At 61.8% G+C, this 24434-nt stretch carries 22 protein-coding genes and 4 tRNA genes; 10 read left to right on the top strand and 16 right to left on the bottom strand.

Going from position 1 to position 24434, the window contains the following annotated elements; genetic code table 11:
- Positions 1-8 precede the first annotated feature (8 nt).
- From I6L48_RS03585 to I6L48_RS03575, 3 genes are read right to left on the bottom strand one after another with little or no spacing between them, the layout of a single operon-like run.
- The gene (locus I6L48_RS03585; protein WP_113069334.1) at positions 9-3089 is read right to left on the bottom strand and encodes a multidrug efflux RND transporter permease subunit; all 3081 of its coding nucleotides are present in this window, start codon (positions 3087-3089) and stop codon (positions 9-11) included.
- Between the two features lie 15 nt (positions 3090-3104).
- Complete coding sequence (locus I6L48_RS03580; protein ID WP_039040661.1) at positions 3105-4211, bottom strand: efflux RND transporter periplasmic adaptor subunit; 1107 nt, start codon at positions 4209-4211, stop codon at positions 3105-3107.
- On the bottom strand, positions 4208-4798 hold the full coding sequence (locus I6L48_RS03575) for a TetR/AcrR family transcriptional regulator (RefSeq protein ID WP_042864666.1): 591 nt from the start codon (positions 4796-4798) through the stop codon (positions 4208-4210). Before I6L48_RS03575 ends, I6L48_RS03580 begins: the two co-directional genes overlap by 4 nt.
- Before the next feature lie 263 nt (positions 4799-5061).
- Here I6L48_RS03575 and I6L48_RS03570 point away from each other — a divergent pair.
- The 5 genes from I6L48_RS03570 to I6L48_RS03550 all read left to right on the top strand — a co-directional run bounded on the left by I6L48_RS03570 (position 5062) and on the right by I6L48_RS03550 (position 6196).
- Positions 5062-5138 (top strand) — tRNA-Arg (locus tag I6L48_RS03570).
- 50 nt (positions 5139-5188) lie between these two features.
- A tRNA-His gene (locus I6L48_RS03565) sits at positions 5189-5264 on the top strand.
- A gap of 20 nt (positions 5265-5284) precedes the next feature.
- Positions 5285-5370, top strand: a tRNA-Leu gene (locus tag I6L48_RS03560).
- Positions 5371-5430: 60 nt separating this feature from the next.
- Positions 5431-5507 (top strand) — tRNA-Pro (locus I6L48_RS03555).
- Positions 5508-5677: 170 nt separating this feature from the next.
- Positions 5678-6196: a ricin-type beta-trefoil lectin domain protein gene (locus I6L48_RS03550; protein WP_113069336.1), complete on the top strand. Its 519-nt coding sequence runs from the start codon at positions 5678-5680 to the stop codon at positions 6194-6196.
- 70 nt (positions 6197-6266) lie between these two features.
- Here the strand turns inward: I6L48_RS03550 and I6L48_RS03545 are convergent, their stop codons facing one another.
- The 7 genes from I6L48_RS03545 to I6L48_RS03515 form a co-directional block, all read right to left on the bottom strand.
- Entirely contained in the window at positions 6267-7070 is an 804-nt protein-coding gene (locus I6L48_RS03545) for a Cof-type HAD-IIB family hydrolase (RefSeq protein WP_042016195.1), read from the bottom strand.
- Positions 7071-7173: 103 nt separating this feature from the next.
- Positions 7174-8214 carry an alpha/beta fold hydrolase gene (locus I6L48_RS03540; RefSeq protein WP_113069338.1) on the bottom strand — a complete coding sequence of 347 codons (1041 nt, stop codon included), beginning with the start codon at positions 8212-8214 and terminating at the stop codon, positions 7174-7176.
- Entirely contained in the window at positions 8204-8947 is a 744-nt protein-coding gene (gene trmH / locus I6L48_RS03535) for a tRNA (guanosine(18)-2'-O)-methyltransferase TrmH (protein ID WP_164882621.1), read from the bottom strand. Before trmH ends, I6L48_RS03540 begins: the two co-directional genes overlap by 11 nt.
- A gap of 107 nt (positions 8948-9054) precedes the next feature.
- A complete protein-coding gene (gene spoT, locus I6L48_RS03530; protein WP_039040667.1) occupies positions 9055-11172 on the bottom strand; it encodes a bifunctional GTP diphosphokinase/guanosine-3',5'-bis pyrophosphate 3'-pyrophosphohydrolase in 2118 nt (705 codons plus the stop codon).
- 135 nt (positions 11173-11307) lie between these two features.
- Positions 11308-11583 carry a DNA-directed RNA polymerase subunit omega gene (rpoZ, locus tag I6L48_RS03525; RefSeq protein ID WP_005307060.1) on the bottom strand — a complete coding sequence of 92 codons (276 nt, stop codon included), beginning with the start codon at positions 11581-11583 and terminating at the stop codon, positions 11308-11310.
- A gap of 79 nt (positions 11584-11662) precedes the next feature.
- On the bottom strand, positions 11663-12289 hold the full coding sequence (gene gmk / locus I6L48_RS03520; protein ID WP_041212085.1) for a guanylate kinase: 627 nt from the start codon (positions 12287-12289) through the stop codon (positions 11663-11665).
- Between the two features lie 256 nt (positions 12290-12545).
- A complete protein-coding gene (locus tag I6L48_RS03515; protein WP_216987775.1) occupies positions 12546-13646 on the bottom strand; it encodes a glycosyltransferase family 9 protein in 1101 nt (366 codons plus the stop codon).
- 138 nt (positions 13647-13784) lie between these two features.
- On the opposite strand from I6L48_RS03515, the gene I6L48_RS03510 reads away from it, so the two are divergent.
- Positions 13785-14498: a 3-deoxy-D-manno-octulosonic acid kinase gene (locus I6L48_RS03510; protein WP_010672321.1), complete on the top strand. Its 714-nt coding sequence runs from the start codon at positions 13785-13787 to the stop codon at positions 14496-14498.
- Between the two features lie 169 nt (positions 14499-14667).
- Complete coding sequence (locus I6L48_RS03505; protein ID WP_216987774.1) at positions 14668-15531, top strand: sensor domain-containing diguanylate cyclase; 864 nt, start codon at positions 14668-14670, stop codon at positions 15529-15531.
- Between the two features lie 63 nt (positions 15532-15594).
- Here I6L48_RS03505 and I6L48_RS03500 read toward each other — a convergent pair whose 3' ends face one another.
- Complete coding sequence (locus I6L48_RS03500; RefSeq protein WP_041212087.1) at positions 15595-16449, bottom strand: DMT family transporter; 855 nt, start codon at positions 16447-16449, stop codon at positions 15595-15597.
- A 42-nt stretch (positions 16450-16491) separates the two neighbouring features.
- Between I6L48_RS03500 and I6L48_RS03495 the strand changes: the two genes are divergently transcribed.
- Positions 16492-16962 carry a DUF6314 family protein gene (locus tag I6L48_RS03495; protein ID WP_216988060.1) on the top strand — a complete coding sequence of 157 codons (471 nt, stop codon included), beginning with the start codon at positions 16492-16494 and terminating at the stop codon, positions 16960-16962.
- A gap of 105 nt (positions 16963-17067) precedes the next feature.
- Here I6L48_RS03495 and I6L48_RS03490 read toward each other — a convergent pair whose 3' ends face one another.
- Positions 17068-17229, bottom strand: coding sequence for a hypothetical protein (locus tag I6L48_RS03490; protein ID WP_103858752.1), 162 nt, complete (start codon positions 17227-17229; stop codon positions 17068-17070).
- Positions 17214-18113 carry a DMT family transporter gene (locus I6L48_RS03485; RefSeq protein WP_041212088.1) on the bottom strand — a complete coding sequence of 300 codons (900 nt, stop codon included), beginning with the start codon at positions 18111-18113 and terminating at the stop codon, positions 17214-17216. The genes I6L48_RS03490 and I6L48_RS03485 overlap by 16 nt, the downstream gene beginning before the upstream one ends.
- A 91-nt stretch (positions 18114-18204) precedes the next feature.
- On the opposite strand from I6L48_RS03485, the gene I6L48_RS03480 reads away from it, so the two are divergent.
- Complete coding sequence (locus I6L48_RS03480) at positions 18205-19179, top strand: LysR family transcriptional regulator (protein WP_041212089.1); 975 nt, start codon at positions 18205-18207, stop codon at positions 19177-19179.
- Here the strand turns inward: I6L48_RS03480 and trpS are convergent.
- Positions 19158-20171, bottom strand: a complete 1014-nt coding sequence (gene trpS, locus I6L48_RS03475) for a tryptophan--tRNA ligase (RefSeq protein ID WP_104455000.1) — start codon at positions 20169-20171, stop codon at positions 19158-19160. The two genes, I6L48_RS03480 and trpS, sit on opposite strands and share 22 nt — an antisense overlap.
- A 191-nt stretch (positions 20172-20362) precedes the next feature.
- On the bottom strand, positions 20363-20797 hold the full coding sequence (locus tag I6L48_RS03470; RefSeq protein ID WP_042882110.1) for a universal stress protein: 435 nt from the start codon (positions 20795-20797) through the stop codon (positions 20363-20365).
- Positions 20798-21249: 452 nt separating this feature from the next.
- Between I6L48_RS03470 and fabV the strand changes: the two genes are divergently transcribed.
- A complete protein-coding gene (fabV, locus tag I6L48_RS03465; protein WP_045522675.1) occupies positions 21250-22437 on the top strand; it encodes an enoyl-ACP reductase FabV in 1188 nt (395 codons plus the stop codon).
- A 17-nt stretch (positions 22438-22454) separates the two neighbouring features.
- Here fabV and I6L48_RS03460 read toward each other — a convergent pair whose 3' ends face one another.
- Positions 22455-24239 carry a GGDEF domain-containing protein gene (locus I6L48_RS03460; RefSeq protein WP_216988059.1) on the bottom strand — a complete coding sequence of 595 codons (1785 nt, stop codon included), beginning with the start codon at positions 24237-24239 and terminating at the stop codon, positions 22455-22457.
- Between the last annotated feature and the right edge of the window lie 195 nt (positions 24240-24434).

Below are 24434 nucleotides of genomic sequence, written 5' to 3'. Positions count from 1 at the left end.
GGCTGGGATCAGTGACCGCCCTTGGCTTTTGCCGGGATGGATTCGTCGAATTCCGGCAGCGGCTTGTGCTCGGATGCCAGGAAGGTGTAGATGACCGGCAGCACGAACAGGGTGAACAGGGTGCCGATGGCCAGACCCGCCACGATGACGATGCCGATGCTGAAGCGCTGTGCCGCCCCCGCACCCGAGGCATAGAGCAGCGGGATGAGGCCTGCGATCATCGCCGCCGTGGTCATCAGGATGGGGCGCAGACGGACTTTGGCAGCCTGCATTACGGCTTGCATCCGGTTCAGACCATGGAGCAGCTGCTCCTCCTTTGCCACCTCGCAGATCAGAATACCGTGCTTGGTAATCAGACCGACGAGGGTGATGAGACCGACCTGGGAGTAGATGTTCATGGTGGCCATGCCCCACGCCAGGGCGATCAGCGCGCCACTAATGGCCAGCGGCACCGACACCATGATGACCAGCGGGTCACGCACGGATTCGAACTGGATCGCCAGCACCAGGAAGATGATGGCCAGGGCCAGGGCGAAGGTGGCGTAGAGCGCATTCCCTTCGGTCACGAACTGGCGGGCTTCCCCCATGAAGTCGTAACGATAGCCTTGGGGCAGCTTCTCTTCCGCGGTCGCCTTGAACCAGTTGATCGCATCCCCCATGGCCACGCCCGGTGCCGGCACGGCGCCGATGGTGGCGGAGTTCAGCTGGTTGAAGTGGGGCAGGGCACGGGGCTCTCCCTTCACTTCAATCTTGATCAGGCTGCCCAGCGGGATCGATTTGCCGTCGGCGGCACGCACGTAGTACCCCTTGATGGACTCGGGGTTGAGACGGAACTTGCGCTCCACCTGCGGGATCACCTCGTAGGAGCGGCCATCCAGGTCGATACGGTTGACGTAACCGTCCGCCATCATGGTGCCCATGGTGATGCCGATGTCCTGCATGGTGATGCCGTAGGCACCCGCCTTGTCCTTGTCGATGCTGATCTTCATGGTGGCCGAGTCGTAGTTCAGATCGAGATCCGAATAGACGAACTGGCCGTTGGTCTGGGTTGCCGCCAGCATCTCACCGGCGATCAGGAACAGGCTCTCGAAGCTGTTCGGGGTGGTGATGACAAACTGGATGGGCAGACCGCTCGAGGCCCCCGGCAGTTCCGGGAACTGGAAGGTGGTGATGGCCATCCCGGGGATGTCCTTCACCAGACCGGCAACCCGATCCAGCACCTCTTTCTGGCTCGCTTCACGCTGGCTCCATGGCACCATGGAGGCGATACCGAACGCCTGGTTGGAGTTGAACACCCCTGAGAAGACCTGGGAGTAAGCGATCTCCGGCTGGTCGTCCAGGACTTTGTTCACGTCCGCCATGGTGTTTTCGATGTAGTCCAGATTGGCGTTGGAAGGCGCCGTCCCCAGCACCGCCATGACGCCTTTGTCCTCGGACGGGGCCAGCTCGCTCGGAATGAACTTGAACAGCAGCGGCAGGCTGGCGAACACGATGACGGCAAACAGGATGACCACGATGCGCTTTTGCATCACCGCATGGAGCATGGCGTCGTAGCGGGCCGTCATCCGGTCCAGCAGATCGTGCACGGTACGCTCGAACTTGCCGGGCTCCTCGTTGGCCCTGAGCATCTTGGCGCACATCATGGGCGACAGGGTCAGGGCGATGATGCCCGAGACGAACACGGCACCCGCCAGGGTCAGCGCGAACTCCTTGAACAGGGAGCCGGTGATGCCCCCCATCAGGGCGATGGGCGCATACACCGCCGCCAGGGTGACCGTCATGGCGATGACGGGCACGGCGATCTCCCGGGTACCTATGATGGCGGCCCGGAACGGCTCTTCCCCTTCCTTGATGTGACGGTCGACGTTCTCCAGCACCACGATGGCGTCATCCACCACCAGACCGATGGCCAGCACCATCGCCAGCAGGGTCATGAGGTTTATGGAGAAGCCGAACATGTCCATCATCATCACCACGCCGATGAGGCTCAGGGGAATGGTGATGATGGGGATGATGACCGCCCGGAACGAACCGAGGAACAGGGTGATCACCACCAGTACGATGGCGGCCGCCTCCAGTATGGTCTTGATGACCTCGTGGATGGATTCGTTGATGGCGATGGTGGAGTCATACAGGACGTTCACCTGCATGGTGCTCGGCATGTTGCGCTTCAGGCTCGGCAGCAGCTCCAGCACATCGTGGGCGATGTTGATGGGGTTGGCTGTCGGGGCTGCGTTGATGGCCAGAACCACGGCCTCGCGGCCGTTGGCGCTGGCGCGATAGATGTCGTGGCTCTTCTCCAGGGAGACCTTGGCGATGTCGGAGAGACGGATCACCTTGCTGTCGCGGGTGGCGACCACCAGACGCTTGAGCTCTTCGATGTTGCCGACCTGGGTCTCGGCGTTGCCGTTGAACAGGGTGAAATAGCCGGTGGCCTGGCCGGTCGCGGACTGATAGTTGTTGCTGTTGAGCACCGTCATCACGTCGCTTGAGGTCAGGTCAAAGGCGGCCATCTTGGCCGGATCCAGCCACACCCGCAGGGCGAATTCGACACCGCCATACAGATCCACCTTGGAGACCCCGCCCACGGTAAACAGCTGGGGCTTGATGACCCGCTCCAGGTAGTCGGTGATCTGGCTGGAATTGAGCTCCGGGCTGGTGAAGCCCATGTAGAGCACCGCCGTGGTGGAGCCGGTGGAGGAGGTGACCGAAGGGTCTTCCGCCTCTTTGGGCAACTGGGAACGCACCGAGTTGACCTTGGCCAGGATGTCGGACAGTGCGGCGTTCGGATCGGTGTTGAGCTTCATGTACGCCGTCACCGTGGAACTGCCCAGCTGGCTCGAGGAGGTCATGAAGTCGATGTTGTCGGCCTGGGCGACCGCCTGCTCCAGGGGCTGGGTGATGAAGCCCTGGATCAGATCCGCACTGGCGCCATAGTAGCTGGTGTTGACCGTGATGACGGTGTTGATCACCTCGGGGTATTCACGCACCTGCATCTTGAAGATGGCCTGGAAGCCCAGCAGGGCTATCAGGAAGCTGAGCGAGATCGCCAGCACAGGCCGTTTTATGAATATGTCAGTAAATCGCATCGCAGCTCTCCGCGCTTACAGCATCGGGGTTTGTGCCGGAACGGCAAGGGCATCGTTCTCGACCACGTGCACCTTGGTATCGTTGCTCAGGCGAACCTGACCCGACAGCACGATTTGATCGCCAGCCTTGATGCCGGACAGCACATGGACATCGTTGCCGCGACGCTCACCTGCCTTGACCACCACCTGCTTGGCGCGTTTCACGCCGTCAGCCTCGTGAATGACGTAGACGTTCTCGCCATAGAGGGTGAAGGATATGGCGGACTGCGGGATCACGATCTGGTCTTTCACCGTGGGCAGTATGATGCTGGCGCGGGCGAACATGCCGGAACGGAGCTGGCCGTCGTTGTTCGGAATGTCTGCCTGCACCTGGATCAGGCCGCTCTGATAGTTGACCGCGGGCTCGATGGCTGTGATCTGGCCGTCAAACTGGGTCTGGGGATAGGCATCCACGTTGATCTTGATGGTCTGTCCCAGGGTGATTTTGGAGATGTCGGTCTGGGGCACGGTGAAGCGCAGGCGCATCACGCTGGTGTCTTCGAGGCGCACAATCTGGGTACCCGGTTCCAGATACTGGCCGAGGAAGACGTTGCGCAGGCCCACGGCGCCGCTGAAGGGGGCTCGCACCTCACGACGGGCGATGGTGGCCTTCAGACTGTCGATGTCCGCCTCCAGGGAGCGGTAGCTTGCCTCGGCATCATCCAGCTGGTCCCGGGAGATGGAGTTCTTCTGATAGAGGTTCTTGTAGCGTTCGAACTTGGCCCTGGCTGCCGGCAGCCTGGCCTGGGAGGAGTTCAGATTGGCTTTTTCCACACTGGAGTCCAGGCTCAGCAGCAGTTGATCCGCTTTGACATGTGCCCCCGATTCGAACCGGATGCTGTCGATGGTGCCTGACAGCTCGCTGGAGAGGGTGACCCCCTGGTTCGGCTCGATGAAGCCGATGGCTTCAATGGTGGGGACCCAGTCTTGCGCCTTGGTGACCATGGCGGTGACCGGGAACTCGGGCTCGGGCCGATTGGCCATGAACTCTGCAATCTTCTTCTGCTTGAACATATTGAAGCCGATGACACTGCCAAACAGGGCGAGTGCTATCAGCAACATGATGGCCATCCACTTTTTCATGAACAGGCTCCTGTGATGGAAACATTAGGGTTTAAAATGGCATTCCAGCTGGCCCGGATGACCGTCTCCAGCTGTTCCTGCGTCAATTCGAAATCGTGAACCCGGCGCTGCTGTGCCAGGTTGGCCACGCAATCCAGACTCAATGCTTGCAACACCAGAATGGGGAGATCGATGAAGAGTCCCTGTTGGCGTCCTTGCTCAAAGAAGCGCTCAAGTGGCGCCCACGTCGCCATTATGACCGGATCCCGCTCCAATTCAGCCCCCAATGGAGAACTTTCGTACTGCAATTTGCACTTGAGTGCATTGGGGTAGCTGGTGAAGATGGCATCGATGTTGAGCCAGAGGCGCCGATACTGCTCATAGGACACCTCTTCTATCTGCACACCTTCCATGACCAGGGGATGACACTTGAGGATAGTGTGCTGATAGAGCTGGCGGATCAGGTCATCCTTGTCGCTGAAATAGCGATAGATGGTACCTGCCGCCACCTTGGCTTTCTTGGCGACCACGGCAATGGAAAGGCCGTAGAAGCCCTGCTCGCCGAGGATCTCGTGAGCTGCTTCGAAAATGCGTTCTTTCTTATCCATGGTTATCAGAGGTCAACGACTGAATGAACGTTCATTCATTCTAGGTGGGCGCAAAGGCAAGTCAAGCATTGCCCATCATCTTTGACCCTATGGGGTGAGGGATTCAAAAAGTAGTGGGGAATTGCTGGATCCAGCCTGAACAAAACAAAAATAGTTGAAAAGGGTCGGAAGTGATTGAAAAACAGGCACTTGATTCTTTGTGTCAAAAAAAGAGTAGACAAGGTCGGCATCATCATCAATAATGCGCCCCGTTCGACAGCGTAGCGCCCGTAGCTCAGCTGGATAGAGCGCTGCCCTCCGGAGGCAGAGGTCACAGGTTCGAATCCTGTCGGGCGCACCATCAAAAGTGCGCCGGTTAAACGGGCGTGTTGAAGAACAAAAACAGCTGTGGTGGCTGTAGCTCAGTTGGTAGAGTCCCGGATTGTGATTCCGGTTGTCGTGGGTTCGAGCCCCATCAGCCACCCCATTTTACAGCTTGTCAGGTACGCGAAGGTGGCGGAATTGGTAGACGCGCTAGCTTCAGGTGTTAGTGCCCCCCGGGTGTGAGGGTTCGAGTCCCTCTCTTCGCACCATACTTGCTGTATGACGAGGATGACCAGATGGTCATCTTTGTGTTTTTGGAATACCCCCCTCGGTGATTAGCGCAGCCCGGTAGCGCATCTGGTTTGGGACCAGAGGGTCAAAGGTTCGAATCCTTTATCACCGACCACATTTGAAAACCCCGCTCAGGCGGGGTTTTTGCTTTTTGGTGTTTCTCTTCCGCTTTTTCCTGTCACGTCTTTTTACACTTCTTCAGGCGCCTGTTCGCCACGAGTTCGGTATGCTGGGCCCGGAGCCGCGAGACAGGGGACGCTCGGGCACGGACCAGATACAAGGCCTATGCATCACCATATCACTTCTCTTCAACTCTCTGTGCTGGCCATGGCCGCACTGCTGCTGGGCGGCTGTGCCCTGCAGCCGAAACCGGAAGATCTTCTGATGGGTGCCGCCCCCAAGCCAAAGGCCGAACTCGAGGCCACCTTGGTAACCAGTGGTGGCTTCTGCGTGACCCTGAGCGAGCAGGGCCGTCTGCTGACCCAGCCCTGCGATCAGCAACCGAACCAGTCATTCAGCTGGGATGTCGGTGCCCTGCAACTGGCCGGGGATTGCCTGGTCGCCAGAGGGGAAGATGGTCTGGGGATGGAGGCGTGCCGGGAGGAGAGCCATCAATGGCAGTGGCAGGGGGATCGTCTGTTCAATCGGCAGATGTCGCTGTGCCTGGATGTGGCGGGTCGCCGTCATAAGCCGGCCGTCCCCCTGCGCCTCGCCGAATGCTATGGCGGCGCCAACCAGAGCTTTGAGTGGACGCCATCCGGCACGCTGTTGAACCGTCTGATGCACCCGGCACTGGCGTGGTGACAAGAGAGCGAGAAACAAAAAGGGTGGCCACATGGGCCACCCTTTTTCGATCCGCGATGGGGATGCCTTATCAGCGGGTCTGGGAGGCGAACAGTTTCTCCAGATAGACGGCAACGCCATCTTCATCGGAAGTGAGGGTCTGTTCGTGCTCTGGCAGGGCCTGCTTGAGGCGATCGTGGGCGTTGCCCATGACCACGCCACGGCCCACCATGCTCAGCATCTCGAAGTCGTTCATGCCATCGCCGAAGGCCACGGCCTGGGACATCTCCAGCCCGTGCTGCTCCAGCACGGCGCGCACGGCATTGCCCTTGTGCACGCCGGCGTGCATCACCTCGAGGCAGTCAGGCAGGGAGAAGGTGACGTTGATCCGATCACCATATTGCTGGTTGAGGTGCGCCTCTATCTTCAGCAGCTTGTCGTGGTCGCCGATGTAGAACACCTTGTTGACCCTGTCCTTCGGGTGGTTGGCCAGATCCGCCAGGCGGTAGCTGAAGCCGGAGTCGTGATGGAACTGCAGCAACCAGGGCAGCTCTTCTTCCACCAGCCACTCGTCGCCGTAGTAGACGTTGATGTGGATGGACGGGTCGCGCTCCATGGCGATCAGCTCGGCCGCCACCGTGCTCGGCAACGCCTGGTTGTAGACCAGCTGATCCTGCTTGTCGTGTACCACGGCGCCGTTGGAGGTAATGAGGTAGATATCCAGCCCCAGCGCATCGCGGATGCTGCGCACATCCACATGGTGACGGCCGGTGGCGACCACGAACTTGACGCCCTGATCGACCAGACGGTGCAGGGTATCCCGGGTGCGGGAGGAGATCTGGTGCTGCCCGTTGAGCAGGGTACCATCGAGATCGGACACAACTACCTTGAACATCATTACCTCGACTTCAATTGAACGCCGGGGGAGTGTACCCCAGCGTCTGCCGTCACCCCATTTATTTAGGGATCCAAAAAATAACCAGCCCCTTCTGGTCGCGTCAGTAGCGTGCGAAGAAGGCCAGGGTTGCATTGAGCGCGACCTGGCGCTGGGGATCCGCCTCGATGAAGAGCTCGTGCCAGGCCCCTTCGATGCGCAGCGGCTTGCTCCCATCACATTGGGCCTTGGCGCAGAAGGCTTCCTGGGCGGCGTTGTCCACCACGCTGTCCTCGCCGGCCTGCAGCAGCAGCAGGGGCGTCTTGATGGCGCCTGCGTCGGCTACGGCCGCGTCCGATCCTGTGATGGCCTGATGGATCCAGTGGGCGGTGGCGCCCCCCAGCCTGACCTGGGGACGCTGTTCGTAGATCTGGCGGAAGGCCTGATAACGCGTCGTGCTGTGGGTCAGCTCGTTGTCGGCAAAGCCGTGATCCTCATAGGGTCCCTGACCCGGGCCGTAGGGGGGCTCGCCCACCCAGCCGCCGACCGTGCCGATGGTGGCCGCCAACCCCTTGGCCAGCCACTTGGGCAGGCCGCCGAGGTTGATGCCCATCATGGGGGAGGAGAGCACCGCCGCCTGGATGTCGTTCGGCCAGCGTTCCAGATAGCGGGCCGAGATGGCCCCCCCCATGGAGTGGGCCAGCAGGAACAGCTTGGCGGGTTGGTCCTGGGCGATCACTTCGTCATGAAACTGTTTGAGATCGGCGACATAGTCGTCGAACTGGTCGACATATCCCTTCTCTTTGTCGGCCAGCATGCGGTCTGACATTCCCTGGCCGCGATGATCGATGAGGTAGAGGCTGTAACCCTGGCGCCAGAGATCCCAGGCCAGCTCCTGATACTTGAGGTAGCTCTCGACCCGGCCGTTGACGATGAGGATGGCGCGATCGATCTTGGGCTGGCGCAGGGCGGCATAGCGGAGGGTGACCCCGTCCTTGCCCTTGAACTCCCCCGGGGCGGCATGGTCGCGCCAGAAGTCGGGCAGGGTCTGCTGATAGAGGGCGGGAACGTCGGCTTCAGTGGTCAGCTGGTAAGGATTGCTCACGGCAAGGGCTCCGGCAGAAAACAGGGTCAGGGCCAGCAGGGGCAGGTGGTTAAGCTTCATCAGTGTACTCTTCCGAAGGATCATCCGATTGCTGGGCGGCCCACCCTTTGCGCGTCAGCTGCATCTGCTGCCACCAGCGTTCGTCCGCCAGGATCTCGCCGGCCGGACCGAGCTGGGGGTAGGGCATCTCTTTCTCCTTGCAGAGCTGGGCATAGACGGGATAGCCCCCCTCGAACAAGATGGTGTTCTGTTCTTCAGGTGTGAGCGGGCAGCCGCGCTGATAGCAGCCGGCCAGTTCGCGCTGGCGCTGGGCCTCGTAGAGGATGGCGGCGGCGGCCACCGAGACGTTGAGGGACTGCACCATGCCTACCATGGGGATGACGATATGGTGATCGGCCAAGGCCAGCGCCTCTTCGCCGATGCCGTGCTTCTCCTGGCCCACCAGGATGGCGGTGGGTCTGGTGTAGTCGATGGCGCGAAAGTCCACGGAGCTGTCGGAGAGGTGGGTCGCCAGGATCTGCATGCCGGAAGCTTTGAGTTCGGTCACGGCACTGCCGATGTCCGGGTGCAGCTTCACGTCCACCCAGTTCTGGCTGCCGCGGGCGGTGCCTTTGCGCTTGTGGATCCAGCTCTTGGGCCAGACCGCATGCACCCGGTGGATGCCGATGGCATCGGCGGTGCGCACGATGGCGGCCAGGTTGTGAGGTTTATGAACCTCTTCCATGCAGACGGTCAGGTCGAGCTGGCGCTGGGCCAGCATGTCGGAAATGCGTTTGAAGCGTTCAGGAGTCATGTCGGTTTCTATGTCGTGAGGCCGGTGCATGCAACAAGGCTGGTGGCCTGCGGCATGGGGCCCTGGGTATCTCTTGAAAAGCAGCAGGCGGCTTGCGCCGCCTGTGTTCAGTTTTTCTGTCGGCTCACCCTGAGCACGTTGGGCATGACCCGGATCTTGCGCATGATGTTGGCGAGGTGGATCCGGCTCTTGGTGGTGATGAGCAGGGTGACCACATAGACCCGGCCATCTTTCTCCTCGGTGCTGATGGCGTGGATGTTGGCGCCGGTGGCGGCAATCACGTTGGCCAGCTCCGCCAGGGCGCCCTGGTGGTTGACGATCTCGATGCTGATGCCGGTGCGGAATTCCTGCTCCTGCTCCTTGTCCACCTCCCACTGCACCGGCAGGTATTTGTCCGGTTCGCGGCTGTAGCCCTTGATGTTGCGGCAGGACTCCTGGTGGATCACCAGTCCCTTGCCCGGGCTGATGTGGGCGATGATGGCATCCCCAGGAATGGGGCGGCAGCAGTTGGCGAAGGTGACCAGCATGCCGTCGGCGCCCTTGATCGGCATCTTTTTACTGGTGGATTTGGGCTGCTCTTCCGGCGGCAGCTCATCCCCGAGCATGCGGCGGGCCACCATGACGCTCATGGCGTTGCCAAGGCCCACGTCGGCCAGCAGCCCCTGCAGGTTCTCGTGTTTGGTATCGGCCAGCACCTGCTTGACGCGGGCTTCCGGGATGTCTTCGATGTTCTTGGCGCCGAGGGCATGGTTGAGCAGGCGGCGGCCCAGCACCACGGACTCTTCGGTGCGCAGGTTCTTGAGGAACTGACGTATCTTGGAGCGCGCCTTGGTGGTCACCACGAAGTTGAGCCAGGCCGCGTTCGGGCGGGCGCCGGGGGCCGTGATGATCTCCACCGTCTGACCGGAGTGCAGCGGGCTGCTGAGCGGATAGGGGTGGCGGTCGACCCGGGAACCGACGCAGGCGTGACCGATGTCGGTGTGCACCGTGTAGGCGAAGTCCACCGGGGTGGCGCCGGCGGGCAGCTCCATGATGCGGCCCTCCGGTGTGAAGACGTAGATCTCGTCGGGGAAGAGGTCGGTCTTGACTCCCTCGATGAACTCGAAGGAGCTGCCGGCGCTCTGTTGCAGCTCCAGCAGGCTCTGCATCCAGCGTTGGGCGCGGATCTGGGCCGTGGTACCCGAGCTGTCCCCATCCTGCTTGTAGGCCCAGTGGGCGGCGACGCCCTTGTCGGCCATCTGGTCCATGAACTCGGTGCGGATCTGCACCTCCACCGGTACCCCGTGGGGGCCCACCAGGGAGGTGTGCAGGGACTGGTAGCCGTTGGTCTTGGGGATGGCGATGTAGTCCTTGAAGCGACCGGGGCGCGGCTTGTAGAGGCTGTGCATCTGCCCAAGCACCCGGTAGCAGGTGTCTATGTCTTTCACTCTCACTCTGAAGGCATAGATATCCATCACTTCGTGGAATTGCAGTTCTTTCTTCTCCATCTTGTTGTAGATGGAGAACAGGTTCTTCTCGCGTCCGCTTACCTGGGCATCGATGCCGGCTTCCCGCAGACGCCCCTCAATCTCGCTCTGGATGGAGTCGATGATTTCACGCCGGTTGCCACGGGCGCGGCGTACCGATTCCCGCAGTACCCGGGAGCGCATGGGGTAGAGCGCCTCGAAGCCGAGCTCTTCCAGCTCGTTCTTCATGGTGTGAATACCGAGGCGGTTGGCGATGGGGGCGAAAATCTCGAGGGTTTCCCGGGCGATGCGGCGGCGCTTGTCCGGTCGCAAGGAGCCGAGGGTACGCATGTTGTGAGTGCGGTCGGCCAGCTTGATCAGGATGACCCGGATGTCCTGGGTCATGGCCATCATCATCTTGCGGAAGTTCTCGACCTGGGCTTCCTTGCGATCGCGGAACTTCAGCTTGTCGAGCTTGGAGACACCGGAGACCAGCTCGGCGACGGCGTTGCCAAACTGCTCGGCAAGATCGTCCTTGGTGACAGGGGTATCTTCGATGACGTCGTGCAGCACGGCAGCCATCAGGGTTTCGTGATCGAGGCGCATGTCGCCCAGGATGCGGGCCACGGCAACGGGATGAGTGATGTAGGGTTCACCACTGGAACGCATCTGTCCCTGGTGAGCATCACGGGCTACCACATAGGCTTGCCTGAGCTTCTCAACCTGCTCGGGTGGCAGGTAGGAACTGGCTATTTCTTTAAGATTTTCAAATAAATACAAGACAGTCCCCGCAGCGGTTAAACGGCAATCCGTGAAATTGAGGGTATGCCCTCGAGTTTGCGAGGTTTTCGAGCGGTTGTAAATGGGGAGAACAGCCGGCACCCGGGCGGGCGCCGACTATGGGAAGCGACTGACTTAGCCGCGACCTTCTGCGATGGCAGCAACGGCAGCCAGCTCGGCGGCTTCCTGCTCTTGCTGCTCGTAGCGGTCCTGAGTATCCATCACCTGGTTGTTGACCAGACCCAGTTCGATCTCGCGCAGGGCGATCACGGTCGGCTTGTCGTTCTCTTCGTCGACCAGGGGATCCTTGCCTTGTACCGCGATTTGACGAGCGCGGCGCGCGGCGACCAGCACCAGGTCAAAACGGTTACCTACCTGTTTTACAGCATCTTCTACAGTAACGCGGGCCATGCGGGACTCCAGTGTTTGGGCTTTCTGTGATTGAAAAAGCAGTGTTTAAAAATGACGCAAAAGTTTACTTGTTTTTGGCTTACTCTGCCAGTAGCTGTTTCAGCAAGTTTTGCTGGGCCTGCTGTTGCTGACGCATTTCCAGGCGCTGGCATTCGATGACGGCCCTGAGCTGGAACAGTGCCAGCTCAAAGTCTTCATTGATGATGACATAGTCATACTCGTCATAGTGCACCATTTCGGCAATGGCTTTCTCCATCCGGCCCTTGATCACCTCGGCGCTGTCCTGGCCGCGGCCGATCAGGCGGCGCTCCAGCTCCTCGCGGCTGGGGGGCAGGATGAAGATGGACTTGGTCGGCATCAGTTCGCGGATCTGGCGGGCGCCCTGCCAGTCGATGTCGAGGAAGACGTCGATGCCCTGTGCCAGACAGGCCTCGATGGCGGCGCGGGAAGTGCCGTAGTAGTTGCCGAAGACTTCTGCCCACTCCAGAAAGTCACCGCGCTCGATCAGCGCCTTGAACTCTTCCACCTTGACGAAGTGGTAGTGCACCCCGTGCTCTTCACCGGGACGGGTGGCGCGCGTGGTGTGGGAGACCGAGAGTTGCATCTTGCCGGCGGCGTTGTGCTGGGTCAGCAAGGCATTGAGCAGGCTGGACTTACCGGCCCCGCTCGGGGAAGAGATGATATAGAGAGTGCCTTGTTGCGCCATGTCTGTACCTTTAAGCGATGATCCGCGCTTTGGTTGTAGCAGAGGCCGCCGTCTTGTGCCCGATAAGGGAGACGGTTGCTCGCAATGCGCGGAGGAATCAGAGTCAGGAGGATGTAAAGGCGGCGAATGTTAGCAGATGGGGGCGGATAAAAAAACGGCCGGAATCATATTCCAGCCGATCAAAATATCCGTAGCTTGCTGTGCGGGCGTTACCCGCATAGAGGGCCATTCTGCCCACGGAGCCGGGGCCGGGCCATCAGATTATCCCTGCGCCAGGGCTCGGAATTTCCGAGTTGCCCTGGGTCGGTAGAAGATGCTTGTCGGTACAGAGGCGGTCGAAGGCGGCGATGACCCGCTCGCGGCTTATCTTGGCCATGGCGTCCGGATCCTTGAGGCGGGTGCGCCAGCCGAGCTCGGCCAGCGGCTTGCCGGTCTCCTGTTCAATCAGCTCCTGATAGACGCTGACCAGATAATCCCGGCACAGATAGGGGCCGGTACGGGCGGGGTTGTGGTGGGCGTAGAGGCCGATCACGGGTGTCCCCACCAGGGTGGCCATGTGGGCAGGGCCGGTATCCGGGGCCAGCACCAGGCTCGCCTCGCCAATCAGCGCCATCAATTGCTTGAGGCTGGTCTGCCCCACCAAATCTTCCGGCTTGCTCTGGCTGAGGCGCTGGATCTCGGCGGCGAGATCCCGCTCCAGCCTGGCCGGTCCGCCGCACAGATAGACCTGAAAGCCCTTGTCTGCGGCGTGATCCGCCAGCGCGGCATAGCCGGCGGCAGTCCAATTCTTGAATGCCTTGCTGGCAGCGGCGCAGATGAGCAGGGTCGGCTTGCCGCCAATTTTTTCCTTCGCCCAGGCCTGGTGCTCGGCGCTGATGGGCGGTTGCCAGTCCGGGGTCAGATCCTTTATCCCGAGCTCTTTGGCGAAGGCGAGAAAGCCGTCCAGCACGTGGGGGGAGGCGGGTGAGGGAACTCGATGGTTGGTGAACAGCCACTGACCGTCGCTGGCGCGCTCCCGATCAAACCCGAGTTTGACCTTGGCCTTGATGCCGAGGGTGGCGATGCTGGCGCGCATGGCGGCCTGCAGGTGGAGCAGGGCATCGAACCTGCGCCCCTTGAGGGTCTGCCAGAGATCGCGATAGCCGCGCCACCCCTTGCTCTTGTCGAAGGGAATGACCTCGACCCCCGGCAGATCGGCGAACAGGGTCGCCTCAATCTTGCCGGTGATCCAGGTGATGCGGGTCTGGGGCCACTCCCGCTGGATGACGCGTACCAGCGCCAGCGCGTGGCAGCAATCTCCGATGGCGGAGAGCCGCAGGATGCAGATGGAGGAGGGCGGCGTTTGGAACAGCGGCATGATGTGGCGCAACGATGGCAAAATGGATGGATGGCATTATGCAAACTCCCCTGTGGATTGTAAAATTGCGCCGGTTGCCCGACCGGCACGGCTTTCTGAAAGGATGCCCTGCACCCACTATCGACCGGAATTCTCATCATGCTGACACACACCACCCACAACCAGGTCTGCTGGTATGCCGACGGAGTCTTCCGCGACCCTTCCCCTGCCTTGTTCGATCCTGTCTGGTGGCAGACCCATCGCCAGGTGGTGGGCTCTTCCATCGGCCGCGGGGTGACCTGGTTCGTGAAGGATGAATCCCGTCACTTGGTGCTGCGTCACTACTACCGTGGCGGCATGGTGGGCAAGCTGGTGCGTGACCGGTTCTGGTTTGAGGGGGTGGAGAGCAGCCGGGCCATGGCTGAATATCGTCTGCTGGCGACCCTGAGTGAACAGGGGCTGCCGGTGCCGCGCCCCTTTGCGGCCCGCATGGTCAAGCAGGGGCCCTTCTATCGGGCCGACATCCTGATCGAGCGCATTCGCGGCGCCAAGGATCTGGTGGCCCTGCTCAAGCAGGGGCCGATCGCCGGTGAGGTGTGGCACAAGATAGGCAAAACGGTGCGCCAGTTGCACGATGCAGGGGTCTATCATGCGGATCTCAACAGCCACAACCTGCTGCTCGACAAGGAGGGCAAGGTGTGGGTGATCGACTTCGACAAAGGTGCCATCCGCTCCCCCGGCAACTGGCAGCAGGCCAACCTGGAGCGGTTGCTGCGCTCCTTCAACAAGGAGTCGCAACTGCACACCAGCTTCCACTTCGTGCCGGAGAACTGGCAGGCGCTGATGGCAGGCTATCAGGGCAAGGTGGCGTGACGTCGAGCTTCACTTCGTATCTGGAGGCTGGCAAGCCCTGATGGCGGACCACCAGAAGCGAGAGGTGCGAGGCCAGCGATGCTGGCGCGGTTGCTCGGCGCCAGCACCAATGTTACTTATTGAGTGTGATTGCTTGGACAGATATTCAGATCCGGTTTCGAGGCGCGTGATGGAAAGGTATGAGACTGCCGGGGTTGAGGTCACCACTCCCCTTGAGGTGACGCTGATGGCACAGGCCATGGCGATGTTGGAGGCCGGGATCTGGACCTGGTCGGCCGGGCAGGGTCTGAGGCGGGACCCTTCCTGTCTGCAACTGCTGGGTCTGGAGGGGGGCGAGCTGGGGGATCTCGGCTGGCTGGATCGGGTACATCCGGATGATGCTCCCCGTCTGGCAGAGGCCCTGGAGACCTGTCAGCAAGGGCGCAGCAACGGGCTTCGACTCGAGTACCGCATCCTGCACCATCAGGGCCATTACATCCGGCTGGAGGAGCGGGTCCGTCGCGACGAAGGGGGTCAACTGCTGGGGGTGGTTCGCCATCTGGATGCCGCCATGGCGCCCCTGGAGGATCGCCACGACACGGATCCCCTCACCGGCCTCGAGAGCCGCAGCCACTTCGAGCTGTTGCTGGATGAACGGCTGGCCAGCGAGAGCGGCAGTTTCTGTCTGCTGCAGTTCAGCGTGGATCACCGCAGCAAGATCCTGCAGTTGTTCGGGGAGGCGGCCTGCGACGCCATGCTGGCCAAGCTGGCCCGCATCGTGCGTCGCGAGCTGCGCCGGGAAGATCCCTTCGCCCGTTGGGACGAAGACGGCTTCATCCTGATGCTCTCCCAGACCGATCGGTTGAGCGGCCTGGAGATTGCCGAGCGGCTGCGTCTCGAGATCGCCGACGCCAGCCTGCTGCCCCAGCGTCCGGTGACCGTGAGCATCGGCCTGGTGCAGAGCCAGAGTGCCGAGCAGCTCGATCACCTGCTGGCCCGGTTGGCCTCCTGCCACGGTCAGGCGAAGCGGGAACACAACGCCGTGGTCGGCTGACGGCCAGTCACTGTCCGCGAACCCATTGACGCCGATGGACCCATCAGCGTCAATGGTTTTCAGTCAGCGCTCACTGACCTGCTGACGCTGGCAGACCCAGAGAGAAGCCAGCATCAGCAGGGCGCCCAGACCGAGCCTGAGCAGGTCGGTATCCTTTCCCCAGAGCACCAGATTGACCAGCAGACCCGCGGGGATCAAGGCGTTGTTCATGATGGCCAGCACGCCGCTGCTGACCAGAGTCGCCCCCTTGTTCCACAGGAAGTAGCCGAGCCCGGATGCCCCGACCCCCAGCCAGAAGAGGATGCCCCATTGCAGGGGGCTGGCGGGATATTGAGGTTTGCCCAGCAGCCACCAGGCGGGCAGGGCGATCACCAGGGCGCCCAGATAGAAGCAGCCGAACACCGCCAGCTGGGGCGGCTGCTCAGCCTCCCGGGCCAGCAGCACCTTGTAGCCTACCTGACCCAGGGCGAAGCAGACGTTGGCGCCCTGCACCACCAGGAATCCCAGTACATAGCTTTCGGTCAGGCCGTCGAAACGGATGACGGCCGCCCCCAGCACCGCCAGCAGGGCCCCCCACAGATAGACAGGCTTGAAGCGCCCTTCCAGCAGGTCGTGGATCAGGGTGACATAGATGGGGGTGAAGATGGTGAACACCAGCACTTCCGGTACAGTCAAGAGCAGGAAGGAGTGGTAGTAGAAGAGATACATGATGCCGAGCTGGATGGCACCGAGGGCCATCAGCTTGGCCACCAGATCGGGGCGCAGCCAGCGACGGCGCAGGAAGGGCAGAAACACCAGGCTGGCGAGCACGATGCGGGTCAGTACCGAGAAGTAGGCATCCACCTGACCGGCAAGGTAGACCCCGATCAGGCTGAAGGAGAAGGACCAGAGCAGGGTAACCCCTATCAAGTAGTTCATGTGATTGAATTGTCGTCAGTTGTCAATTTGGAGGGCGCTATGATGGCCGAGTTGGAAGGCGCGATCCAGCGTTTATGGGAAGGGTTGTCACAGATCGGAGCATTTGCCTTCGAGGCGAGCAACGGGGCCGGATCCGCCACCGACTGGTGCGGTCGCGGGGAGGGGGTCGTGGTGGTGACCGATCACCATGGGGGGTGGCTGTATGCCGAGACGGGTCGCTACACCACGCCCCATGGCCGGGAGCTGACCATGCACAACCGCTTCTGGTGGCAGCGCACCGCACGGGGGATCATGCTCTCCCACCTGCGCTACGAGCAGCCGGTGATGCTGTTCGAGCTGTTGCCCCGGGGGGACGGGTACTGGGTCACGGCCGAGCCTCACCTGTGCGGGCAGGATCACTACAGCGCCGAGCTGACCGAAACCGGCGAGGGTTTCCTGCTCGCCTGGCAGATAACGGGGCCGCGCAAGAACGAGCGGTTGAGTTATCGCTACGGACCAGAGGCGCAGAGATAAAAAAACCGGCGCAGGGCGCCGGTAGAGGGGACAAATCGGAGGTTTTGTTAAAACGGTCCCAAAAACAGGAGAGATACACTCTCGTCACACACGCAGAGAGGGTCTTCAGGCATTCAGTGCATAGTTCAGCATGGCTTGCAGCTTGCTGTCGAAGAACCAGGGCAGCAGCAGCATCAGCAGACCCAGCACCCCGGCCAGCCGGTGGCGATACTGCCAGCCGGCTATCAGTACCAGACCGCCGCAGAGGGTGGTCAGGATGCCTGACATAAGGCAGCCTCCCGCTGTTGGCGGCGCTGCTGTGCCCACTGGTTGAGGGCGACCGAACCCAGGATCAGGGCCAGCGCCACGCCCGTGGTGGACTGGATCTGCTCGCCGAGGAACAGGGCTCCCAGCATGACGCCGAACAGCGGCACCAGGTAGTTGCTGAAGGAGGCGAAGGTCGGGCCCGCCTTCTGGATCAGCGCCATGTAGAGGAAGTAGACCAGGCCGGTACAGAAGATCCCCAGCATGGCGACGGCGCCCATGGCCTGCTGGCTCGGCAGGGTGAGGCTGCTCAGGTCGGCAACGAAGGGCGCGGCCAGCAGCAGCTGGATGGCCGAGGAGATCAGGATGTTGCGGGCCACGACCACAGGATGGTCCTTGGCGAAGCGCTTGATCATCAGCAGGCCGATGGCGAAGCAGCTGGCACCGAACAGGATGGCCATGGCACCGAGCAGGCCGGCATTCATGCCGCTGGTCAGCTTGGGCCAGAACAGTACCAGCACGCCGATGAAGCCGATGATCACGGAGACGAGGCCGCCCTTGGTGATTCTTTCACCAGAAATAAACAAGGGAGCCGCCAGAATGGTCACAAAGGGGATACAACCCATGACCACGGCCGCGATGGCGCTGTCCACATACTGTTGTCCCCAGGCCACCATGATGAAGGGGATGGTGGCGTCGAGCAGGGCGATCAGCATATAGGTTCGCCAGGGCGTGTGTTCACTCTTGAGGCGCATGAACAGGCAGAGCAGACCCAGGGTCAGGCTGCCGCACAGGGCGCGTCCGGCGGCCACCATGATGGGGGGCAGTTCAGCCACGGCCTGGTGCATGAAAATGAACTGGGAGCCCCACAACAGGCCGATCGCCAGCAACAACAGATAGCTACGCATTTGAATCTCCGATGTAATTCGCCTGCGCATTCTATGCAATCTGCTACTATGCCAAAAATGAATTGTCGTCATTCAACTATGGCCAATATCGATGGAACTGCCTCTCTCCCGCCTCGACCTCAACCTGCTCACCGTGTTCGACATGCTGATGCAGGAGCGCAACGTCACCCGTGCCGCCGAACGGCTGCACCTCTCCCAATCCACCGTCAGCCATGCGCTGGGGCGCTTGCGCCAGGCGCTGGATGACCCGCTGTTCGTGATGAGTCGGCGCGAGATGATGCCGACCGAACGGGCCAAGGCGCTGGCGAGCCCGGTGCGCCAGGCGCTGGCCATGCTGGAGCAGGGGCTGCGTCAGGCCAAGGGATTCGACCCGGCAAGTGCGCGGCGGATCTTTCGCATCGCCACCCCGGGCTCGGTGGAGCACGGCCTGGTGCCGGTGCTGGTGGAGTGGATGGTGCAGCAGGCTCCCCACTGCCGACTGGAAGTGTGCGAGCTGGCGGACAGCGACTACGAGCGGGAGCTGGAGAAGGGGGAACTGGATCTGGTGATCGGTTTCGCCGGTGCCAACCACCTCTCGCCCCGGTTGTGGCGCGAGGAGTGGTTCAGCAATCCGCTGGTCTGTTTGTCTCCCCTCGGCAGCGCTCTGCCCGACATGCTGGGGCCGGGAGAACTGGTCAGCCGCCCCCATATCCACACCTCCAGCTGGGGCCACAGCCAGGCCATGGTGGATCTCTGGCTGGCCCGTTTCGGGGTGGAGCGGGAGCTGGGGGTCAGGCTGCCGAGCTTTATGGCGGTACCGCCGCTGATGGCGACCGGCCGCTACCTGGTGGTGGTGCCCGAGATGATCGGGCGCCACTTCTGTCGCCACTATCCGTTGCGCCTGCACCAGCTGGAACCCGCCATCCCCATCGTCTACCTGATGGCGGGCCACCCGCTCAGTGCCCATGACGAGGCGATCGGCTGGTTCAAGGGGTTGTTGCACCGGCTGGCGAGGGAGCGCTACGGCGCGGATGCGCTCGGCCATCCCGCGCCGCAGGGGGCAGATCACGCCAATCCGGAGAAGTAGTCCAGCCCCATCGCCCCCTTCACCTCGGCCAGCACCTCGTCGGTGAGGGCCCGGGCCTGCTCGGTACCCTGCTGCAACAGGCGCAGCAGCTGGCGCTTGTCGGCGATAGCTGCCTCGCGCCGCTCCCGCATCGGAGCAAGCAGGGTCTGCAGGCAGTCGTTGAGTACCTGCTTGCAGCGCATGTCCCCCAGACCACCGCGCTGGTAGTGGGCCTTCATCTCGGCCACCAGGGCCTTGTCGGGGTGGAAGGCATCCAGATAGGCGAACACCGTATTGCCCTCCACCTGACCCGGATCGCTCACCTTGAGGTGATTGGGGTCGGTATACATGGCGAACACCGCCTGCTTGATCTCGTCGCTCGACATGCCGAGTTCGATGGTGTTGCCAAGGGACTTTGACATCTTGGCCTTGCCGTCGATGCCGGGCAGGCGGCCGGTGTCGCTCAGGATGGGCTGGCACTCGGTCAGCACCTCTTTGCCAACCAGGGTGTTGAAGCGGCGCACTATCTCGTTGGTCTGCTCCAGCATGGGCAGCTGATCCTCGCCCACCGGCACGTGAGTGGCACGAAAGGCGGTGATGTCGGCGGCCTGGCTGACCGGATAGACGAGGAAGCCGGCGGGCAGGCTGCGCTCGAACCCTTTCTGCTGGATTTCGGCCTTGACGGTGGGGTTGCGCTCCAGCCGTGCGACGCTGACCAGGTTGAGGTAGTAGGTCGTGAGTTCGGCGAGGGCGGGCAGGGCGCTCTGCAGGCAGAAGGTGGTCTTGGCAGGGTCGAGGCCGGCGGCCAGGTAGTCGGCCATTACCTCCAGCACGTGATCGGTCACCTTGGCCGGGTTGTGGCCGTTGTCGGTCAGCGCCTGCAGATCGGCGATCATGACGAACTGGCGGTAATGGTGCTGGGCGGCCACGCGCTGGCGCAGGGAGCCGACGTAGTGGCCGATGTGCAGTTTGCCGGTGGGGCGGTCGCCGGTCAGGATCACGGGGTTGTGCATGTCACTCTCTCCAGTTGGGTGAGCCGGGAAGCGACAAAGGGATGAAAACAATGACCGCCTCTCGGCGGTCACGGTGTTTTCTTTGGGAAATATTACATAGAAAAGCAGTGCCGCCTGTTTAAGAGCAGCACCACCAGTAGTTGTGATTGAACGAGGTCATATTCATGGCAAATCAAACTACGCCTGTTCGGTCACTTCTGCAAGGGGACGACCAGCAGATCGCAGGGCACGGTATTCATCAGCTGGCGCGCGCTCGAGGTGAGCAGACTCCAGAAGCTTTGGCGGTGGCCGCACACCAGCAGGTCGATCTGATAATCCCTGACCGCCTGGTTGACCCGCTCGCTCAAATCGCCGCAGATCACCAGCTTCTTCTCGATGGGGTAGTCCACCGACGCCAGGAAGGCTTCCAGCTTCTCTTTCGCCTCGGCGATCACCTGGTCCTGCACGTTGTCGATGTCGATATCGATCATCTCGGTGTAGAGATCCTTGAGGTCCACATCCACATGGATCACCGACAGCTTGGCGCCGTTGGAGCGGGCCCGGTCGACTGCCTTCTCGATCACCTTGCGGTTGTCTTCCGACAGGTCGATCGCGGCCAGTACGTGTTTGTAATAGGTTCCATTCATGGGGGTTCTCCTCACTGATCCTGGGTCCACTATACCAATGTCTGCTGAAACTAAAACGGCATCGTCGCCACAGTTTCAGGATTTGCCTGACCCCGAACCGGAAGGCGTAGAGGTGCAGGTGGCCGGGGAGTGCATATTTTGAACAGGAGTTTGACGCCGGTCACAGGCGTGCTATTGCCCTCGGGAAGGTGGGGGAATAGGATGTGCCCGTGCTTCGCAATGAACACAAAACAACAAAAAGCATCTGAATACCGCTTTGGGGAGCCTCGCGCTCCCTTTTGTTTTTCTGCCCTCTTCCAGCCCATATCCCGTCCGACATCAAGGTAATCCCGCCCCCCTTGGTTATGCTGTAGCCAGTTCCCTTGGCAAAACGGCCAGGGCTCCTCACCTGCAACCGGGTGACGCTGTCATGGCCGTTTCTCATGTCCCACCGATGCACCGGAGAGTCCTTCATGATCATTCATCCCCAGATCCAGGGTTGTGTTGCACGCAATTGCCACCCCATGGGTTGTCGCGCCGCCGTGCTGCAACAGATCGAACAGGTGCGGGCGGCGGGGCCGTTCAACGGGCCGAAACGGGTGCTGGTGCTGGGGGCATCGTCCGGTTTCGGGCTGGCGTCCCGGATCGCGCTCACCTTCGGCGCCGGGGCCGATACCCTGGGCGTCTCGTTCGAGCGGGGTCCCTCCGACAAGGGGCTCGGCAGTGCTGGCTGGTACAACAACATCTGGTTTCGTCAGGCGGCGGAGCAAGCCGGTCGCATCGCCGTCAACCTGATTGGGGATGCCTTCTCCGACACCATGCGCCAGCAGGCCATCGACGTCATCCGCCAGCAGCTCGGGCAGGTGGATCTGGTGGTCTATTCGCTGGCGAGCGGAGTCAGGGTGATGCCGGATGGCACACAGGTACGCTCGGTGCTCAAGACCACAGGCCAGCCGCTGCAAGGTTGGGGGCTGGATCTGGAGCACGATGCGCTGGTGCAGCAGTCGCTGGTGCCAGCCACCCCGGAGGAGATCCGCGACACCGTCACCGTGATGGGGGGCGAGGACTGGCAGCGCTGGATGCAGGCATTGCAGCAGGCGGATTGCCTGGCCCCCGGTGCCCGGACCGTCGCCTACTCCTACATTGGCCCCGAGTCCACCTATCCCCTCTATCGGGACGGCACCATCGGCTATGCCAAGGAGCACCTGCACGCCACCGCCGAGACCATCAACCTGCAACTTGCCGGGATTGGCGGTCATGCCTGGGTGTCGGTCTGCAAGGCGCTGGTGACCAAGGCGAGCGTGTTTATTCCGGTGCTGCCTGTCTATCTGGGCCTGTTGATGGGGGTGATGAAGGAGCGTGGTGTCCACGAGGGCTGCATCGAGCAGATGCAGCGGCTGTTTGCCGACAAGATGTACGGGCCCAGAGGGGTCGTCGCCGATGGCAACCGGCTGATCCGGATGGATGACCACGAGCTTGAGCCAGCGGTGCAGGCCGCCGTCTCGGCACTCTGGCCCAAGGTGACGCCGGAGAACTTCCGCACCCTGGGGGATTTTGCCGGGTTGCGCCAGGAGTTCATGCAGCTCAACGGCTTCGAGCTGCCGGGGGTGGATTACGGTGCGCCGGTGAACGTGGCGTCACTCACTGAGCTGACGCCCTGACACCCGCACGAGGGGCATCAGGCGACGTTGCAGGCCAGTTCAGGGGAAAGGTGGGGAGACTGGGCCAGCACGGTCTGGTTGCGCCCCTGGCGTTTCGCCTGGTACATGGCCATGTCGGCCCGATGAATGAGCTGGCTCAGGCTGTCATCCTGCGTCGAGCGTTCCGCCACTCCGATGCTGATGGTCATGTGGGGGGCGGCCAGGTAGGCGATCCGGCTTCTCAGCTGCTCCGCCAGCCGCCAGCAGGTGGCCCCGTCCTGGGTCATGGCCACCAGAAATTCTTCCCCGCCCCAGCGCCCGGTCAATTGCTGGTCCGGCGCCCAGCTCTTGAGCTCCCTGGCCAACTGCCGGATAGCCTGATCCCCCGCCTGGTGACCATGCTTGTCGTTGATCTGCTTGAAGTGATCGATGTCGATGATGAGCAGGGTCAGGGGCGTTTCGTGCAGCCACTGCTGACCCAGTCTCTCCAGCAGGGCGCGCCGGTTGGGCAGACCGGTCAGCTGATCGAAGGTGGCGAGCTTGTAGAGGTGGCGCGAGCTGCGGTGGAGCCTGCGGGTGGTGAGCCCGAGCAGGATCAGGGCGACGGCCAGCAGCACCAGCAGCAGCAATTGGTAGTAGCGGGCACTCTGCTGGTAGAGCAGTTGCTGGCGCTTGCTCTCGTTCTCCTGCTGCAGCACGCGATTGCTGGCCTCGCTGCGAGCCAGATCCATCTCGACCTGGAAGGCAGCCGCGTGCTGGCTCAGGGTCTGGTTGAAGTGCTGCTTGTAGTACTGCATGTAGCGGGTCATGGCCCCGTAGGCCTCGGGGTAGCGGCCCAGATCGGCCAGCAACCTGGCCTGCATCGCCCGACCATCCATGGAGAGAGGGGCGGTGTGCTCCATCAGCAGTTGCAGGGCCAGCTGCTTCTCGCCACGACCCAGCAGGGTTCTTGCCCGGATCTCGGTCAGACGGGAGGCCGCCTGCGGGCTATCCAGCCTGTCATAGATGGCTTGTGCCTCCTCCAGGCTGCGCCAGGCTGAGTGCCAGTCCGCCCGTGCGTTGAACACCATGGCCTGGTAGCCGAGGACGATGGCACGATAGTGGGGTGACAGGCTCGGCGTGGCCAGCAGGGTATCGAGCAACTGGCTGGCTCTGGCAGGCTGGCCCATGTCGATGTAGAGCCTGGCCATGTTGGCCCGGATGATGGCCTGGCTGTTGGGTTCGTTGAGCTGCACCATCTGGCCGAGGGCATCCTGATAATAGGTCTCGGCCTCACGGTAGAGATTGAGGTCCGCATAGAGGTTGCCGAGGGTCATCAGCAGACGGCCGCACTGCAAGGTGGAGAGGATGGAACCCGGCTCTTTCTGCTTGAGGTGATAGGCGGTCTTGAGCTCGAGGATCGCCTCTTTCATCTGCTGGGTACGGTAGAGGGCGAGCCCGTTGAGGGCATGCCACTCCGAGACCTGCCTGGGGTGATGCCGGACCGCTGGCCAGAGCTGGGTGAGCAGCTCGAGCGCCTGATCCGGCGTATCGGCATCCAGGGTCAGGGCAATCTGCTGCAACCGGAAGTCGAGCAGGCGAAGGGTCTCCTGCTGGGCATTGGCCAGACCGCGGGCGCGGGCATTGTCGCGCTGTGCCTGTGGATAGCGGCCAAGGGCTGCCTGGGCCAGGGACCTGGCGTAGAACAGTTCCATATCCTGCTGGGGACTGGCGTCGAGGCGCTGCAGATAGCCGACGGGATCGCGCGCCGCCTGCAATTCAGCCTCTTTCAGCAAGGAGGGAGCTGCCTGCAACTGGGTCATCCAGAGCAGCGCCAGTGCCATTATGAATCTCATTGAATCCTTTCCCCGACCAATGGCGCCATCATAATGGCTGATGTCACCTACACCATGTTTCTTTGCTTCTCTATAACCGTATGGGGGAGAGGATGAGGTGAAAAGTCGTCGCAACTGCGGGGTGCGTCGGTTGTCTCTAGTTGCGTCAGGATGCAACAGTGGCGACAATCGTGGGCAAATCAC

It is taken from the genome of Aeromonas sp. FDAARGOS 1418 (assembly GCF_019048585.1).
Classification (GTDB): Bacteria; Pseudomonadota; Gammaproteobacteria; order Enterobacterales; family Aeromonadaceae; genus Aeromonas; species Aeromonas caviae.
This window is presented reverse-complemented; position numbering and strand designations above follow the sequence as displayed.

Coding starts and splice junctions, on each gene's coding strand:
- I6L48_RS03470 (WP_042882110.1), bottom strand. CDS start 20,797: ATGAATGGAACCTATTACAAACACGTACTGGCCGCGATCGACCTGTCG.
- I6L48_RS03545 (WP_042016195.1), bottom strand. CDS start 7,070: ATGTTCAAGGTAGTTGTGTCCGATCTCGATGGTACCCTGCTCAACGGG.
- I6L48_RS03575 (WP_042864666.1), bottom strand. CDS start 4,798: ATGGATAAGAAAGAACGCATTTTCGAAGCAGCTCACGAGATCCTCGGC.
- I6L48_RS03510 (WP_010672321.1), top strand. CDS start 13,785: ATGCTGACACACACCACCCACAACCAGGTCTGCTGGTATGCCGACGGA.
- I6L48_RS03500 (WP_041212087.1), bottom strand. CDS start 16,449: ATGAACTACTTGATAGGGGTTACCCTGCTCTGGTCCTTCTCCTTCAGC.
- I6L48_RS03515 (WP_216987775.1), bottom strand. CDS start 13,646: ATGCCGCTGTTCCAAACGCCGCCCTCCTCCATCTGCATCCTGCGGCTC.
- rpoZ (WP_005307060.1), bottom strand. CDS start 11,583: ATGGCCCGCGTTACTGTAGAAGATGCTGTAAAACAGGTAGGTAACCGT.
- I6L48_RS03490 (WP_103858752.1), bottom strand. CDS start 17,229: ATGTCAGGCATCCTGACCACCCTCTGCGGCGGTCTGGTACTGATAGCC.
- I6L48_RS03485 (WP_041212088.1), bottom strand. CDS start 18,113: ATGCGTAGCTATCTGTTGTTGCTGGCGATCGGCCTGTTGTGGGGCTCC.
- gmk (WP_041212085.1), bottom strand. CDS start 12,289: ATGGCGCAACAAGGCACTCTCTATATCATCTCTTCCCCGAGCGGGGCC.
- trpS (WP_104455000.1), bottom strand. CDS start 20,171: ATGCACAACCCCGTGATCCTGACCGGCGACCGCCCCACCGGCAAACTG.
- I6L48_RS03540 (WP_113069338.1), bottom strand. CDS start 8,214: ATGAAGCTTAACCACCTGCCCCTGCTGGCCCTGACCCTGTTTTCTGCC.
- fabV (WP_045522675.1), top strand. CDS start 21,250: ATGATCATTCATCCCCAGATCCAGGGTTGTGTTGCACGCAATTGCCAC.
- I6L48_RS03495 (WP_216988060.1), top strand. CDS start 16,492: ATGGCCGAGTTGGAAGGCGCGATCCAGCGTTTATGGGAAGGGTTGTCA.
- I6L48_RS03580 (WP_039040661.1), bottom strand. CDS start 4,211: ATGAAAAAGTGGATGGCCATCATGTTGCTGATAGCACTCGCCCTGTTT.
- I6L48_RS03585 (WP_113069334.1), bottom strand. CDS start 3,089: ATGCGATTTACTGACATATTCATAAAACGGCCTGTGCTGGCGATCTCG.
- I6L48_RS03460 (WP_216988059.1), bottom strand. CDS start 24,239: ATGGCACTGGCGCTGCTCTGGATGACCCAGTTGCAGGCAGCTCCCTCC.
- I6L48_RS03505 (WP_216987774.1), top strand. CDS start 14,668: ATGGAAAGGTATGAGACTGCCGGGGTTGAGGTCACCACTCCCCTTGAG.
- I6L48_RS03480 (WP_041212089.1), top strand. CDS start 18,205: ATGGAACTGCCTCTCTCCCGCCTCGACCTCAACCTGCTCACCGTGTTC.
- trmH (WP_164882621.1), bottom strand. CDS start 8,947: ATGACTCCTGAACGCTTCAAACGCATTTCCGACATGCTGGCCCAGCGC.
- I6L48_RS03550 (WP_113069336.1), top strand. CDS start 5,678: ATGCATCACCATATCACTTCTCTTCAACTCTCTGTGCTGGCCATGGCC.